Source organism: Pseudomonadota bacterium, assembly GCA_038533575.1.
Lineage (GTDB): Bacteria > Pseudomonadota > Alphaproteobacteria > Rhodobacterales > Rhodobacteraceae > Shimia_B.
The window spans coordinates 1-2,663 of record JBCAYL010000010.1 but is presented as its reverse complement, the minus strand read 5'-3'; the positions used below and the strand labels follow the sequence as shown (position 1 = coordinate 2,663).

Below are 2,663 nucleotides of genomic sequence, written 5' to 3'. Positions count from 1 at the left end.
CCCGAGGCGTTCCCAGGCCAGCCGGGAGATATAATCCCTCCAGCGTGTCCTGGGTCGGCCCCGGGGCCTCCTCCCGGATGGACGTGCCCGAAACACCTCCCCAGGGAGGCGCCCGGGGGGCATCCTGACCAGATGCCCGAACCACCTCAACTGGCTCCTCTCGACGCGGAGGAGTAGCGGCTCTACTCTGAGTCCCTCCCGGATGACCGAGCTCCTCACCCTATCTCTAAGGCTGAGCCCAGCCACCCTGCGAAGGAAACTCATTTCGGCCGCTTGTATCCGCGATCTCATTCTTTCGGTCATTACCCAAAGCTCATGACCATAGGTGAGGGTTGGAGCGTAGATCGACCGGTAAATCGAGAGCTTCGCCTTTCGGCTCAGCTCTCTCTTCACCACAACGGATCGGTTGAGCGACCGCATCACTGCAGACGCCGCCCCAATCCGCCTGTCAATCTCCCGCTCCATTCTACCCTCACTCGTGAACAAGATCCCGAGATACTTGAACTCCTCCACTTGAGGCAGGACCTCCTCCCCGACCCGGAGTAGGCACTCCACCCGTTTCCGGCCGAGAACCATGGCCTCGGACTTGGAGGTGCTGATCCTCATCCCAGCCGCTTCACACTCGGCTGCGAACCGCCCCAGTGAGAGCTGAAGGTCGCTGTTCGATGAGGCCAAGAGGACCACATCATCCGCAAAAAGCAGAGACGAGATCCTCCCGCCACCGAACCCGATACCCTCCCCCACCCGGCTGCGCCTAGAAATTCTGTCCATAAAAACTATGAACAGAACCGGTGACAAAGGGCAGCCCTGGCGGAGTCCAACCCCCACCGGGAACAGGTCCGACTTACTGCCGGCTACGCGAACCAGACTCGCACTCCTTCGGTACAGCGACTGGATGGCCCTTAACAAGGAGCCATCCACCCCATACTCCCGGAGCACCCCCCACAGGATGTCCCGGGGGACCCGGTCGTAAGCCTTCTCCAAATCCACAAAACACATGTGGACTGGTTGGGCATACTCCCACGCCCCCTCCAGCACCCCCGCGAGGGTATAGAGCTGGTCCACGGTTCCACGGCCAGGACGAAAACCACATTGCTCCTCCTCGATCCGAGGTTCAACCATCGGCCGGACCCTCCTCTCCAGTACCCTGGCGTAGACCTTACCAGGGAGGCTGAGGAGTGTGATCCCCCTATAGTTGGAACACACCCTCTGGTCCCCTTTCTTAAAGATGGGGACCACCACCCCGGTCTGCCACTCCAAGGGCACCGCCCCCGATGTCCACGCAATGTTGTAGAGACGTGTCAGCCAAGACAGCCCCACAACATCCAGAGCCTTGAGATACCCAGGGCGGACCTCATCCACCCCCGGGGCTCCGCTGCCGCGTAGCTTTTTCACTACCTCGGCAACTTCTGCCCCGGAGATTGGACGATCCAACCCCGAGATCTCCGGCTCTGTTTCCTTCCCGGAATACGTGCCGGTGGGATTGAGGAGCTCCTCAAAGTATTCCTTCCACCGCCCGACTATATCCTCAGTTGAGGTCAGCAGCTCCCCACCCCCACTGTAAACAGTGTGTGCGAGTTGCCGCCTCCCCCCCCTGAGGCGCCGGACGGTTTGCCAGAACCTCCTCGGAGCCGACCGATAGTCTTCCTCCATGGCCTCCCCGAACTCCTCCCACGCCCGAGTTTTTGCCTCAGCGACTGCCTTGGCCGCAGACCGCTTGGCCCGCCGGTACCCGTCAGCTGCTTCCAGAGACCCACAGACCAACCATGCCCTGTAGGCCTCCTTCTTCAGCTTGACGGCATCCCTCACCCCTGGTGTCCACCAGCGGGTTCGGGGATTGCCGCCTCGACTGGCACCGGCAACCTTACGGCCGCAGCTCGCAACAGCCGCCTCAACAATGGCGGATCGGAACAAGGCCCATTCGGACTCAATGTCCTCCTCCACCCCCGGGACACAGTCGAAGCTCTTCCGGAGGTGCGAGTTGAAGATCATCCGGACAGGTTCCTCCGCCAGGCGTTCCCAGCAGACCCTCACTACCCGTTTGGGTCTACCAGGTCTGCGCGGCAGCTTCCCCCGCCATCTGATCCAACTCACAACCAGGTGGTGATCAGTTGACAGCTCTGCTCCTCTCTTCACCCGAGTGTCCAGAACATACGGCCGCAGGTCAGATGATACGACTACAAAGTCGATCATTGACCTACGACCTAGGCTGTCCTGGTGCCATGTGCACCGATGGACCTCCTTATGTTCGAACATGGTGTTCGTTATGGCCAAACTGTGACTAGCACAGAAGTCCAATAACTGAACACCGCTCGGGTTCAGATCGGGCAGGCCGTTCCTCCCAATCACGCCTCTCCAGGTCACGCTGTCATTGCCCACGTGAGCATTGAAGTCCCCCAGTAAGACAATGGAGTCCCCTTTCGGGGCGCTATCAAGCACCCTTCCCAAGGACTCCAAAAAGGGTGGGTACTCTGAGCTGCTGTTCGGCGCATAAGCGCAGACAACAGTCAGGACCCGTTCCCCGACCCGAAGGCGTAGGGAAGCAACCCTTTCGTCCACCGGGGTAAACTCCAACGTACAGGCAGAGAGTCTGGGGGCTACCAAAAAGCCAACCCCGGCCCTCCGCCTCTCACCCGGAGCAACTCCAGCAAAGGAGAGTGTCC

General features: G+C 60.5%; 1 protein-coding gene. It reads right to left on the bottom strand.

From position 1 onward, the window contains the following. The coding region (locus AAFM92_16690; protein MEL7302018.1) for a reverse transcriptase family protein at positions 1–1,992 on the bottom strand (1,992 nt) is incomplete at its 3' end. Positions 1,993–2,663 lie beyond the last annotated feature (671 nt).